The sequence below is a fragment of the Halococcus sediminicola genome (assembly GCF_000755245.1).
Lineage (GTDB): Archaea > Halobacteriota > Halobacteria > Halobacteriales > Halococcaceae > Halococcus > Halococcus sediminicola.
Genome location: NZ_BBMP01000016.1, coordinates 1 through 914 on the forward strand (window position 1 = coordinate 1; position 914 = coordinate 914).

General features: G+C 65.9%; 1 pseudogene. It reads right to left on the reverse strand.

The window, feature by feature from the left end:
• Positions 1-914, reverse strand: a pseudogene (locus tag ACP97_RS20175) (hypothetical protein); the annotation flags it as partial.

Sequence of the window (914 nt, forward strand, 5' to 3'; positions counted from 1 at the left end):
ATGTCCGAGAGGGTGACGATCCCGCCGATGGCTCCACCCTCGATGAGCGCCATCCCCTGTCGATACGATTGGCAGGCGTTCAGCAAGAAGGCGTCCATCCCCACTGAATCGAGTTCTCGTGCGTCGAGGCGGCCGTCGGCACACGCGAACCCCTCGCTATCGACGTGGCCGATGTAGTGCAGGAAATCCGTTCGCTCCGAGAGCACGTCCGCGAACTCGGCGGTCGTGAGGTCGCGCTCGACGCTCACCTCGAAGGGTAGGTCCGCCCGCTCGCCATAACTCGCCTCGACGGCGCGTTCGTCGTCCATCTCGCTGTCGTTACAGACCACCGTGATTGCGATGTCGCCCACGACCGGCGTGCGCTCCAAGCGGTTCCTGTATGCTGCGAGTGACGCCTTGCTCGCACCCAGCGGCGTCCCCTCTCCCACCCACGTCTGCTCCAACGAATTGGCTCGGGGCGGCTGGACGTACGCGCCATCGCCGCCGGACTGCGCACCGACGCTTCGCGTGCCATCGCCACGCAAGAACGTATCGAGCGCGGTCGCCCGAACGTTCGATACCGAGACGTCCCGTGCGCGTGGGGACCGAACGACGGCGAGGTCGGCGACGACGAACGGCAGGCTCTCGATGCTCGCAGGGGTCGCCGCGACGTTGGCCGTGAGCTTCCACGTCGGCACGTGCTCGGCGACCGTCGCGTACGGTATCGCCAGGTACGCTTCGAGTTGCTCGGCCAGCGATTGCGGATAGAGTGCCGCGAAATCCAGCCCCAGTTCGCCTTCCAACATCCGCCGCTCGTGGAGGTCAACCGGAGTCAATCCCTCGGTACGGGTGAGACAGTCGAGCAAGAACACCTGCTTGAGCGTGCGCGCGACCGTCTCCTCGAACCCCTCCGGACCCGCCAACCCGTACTCGAA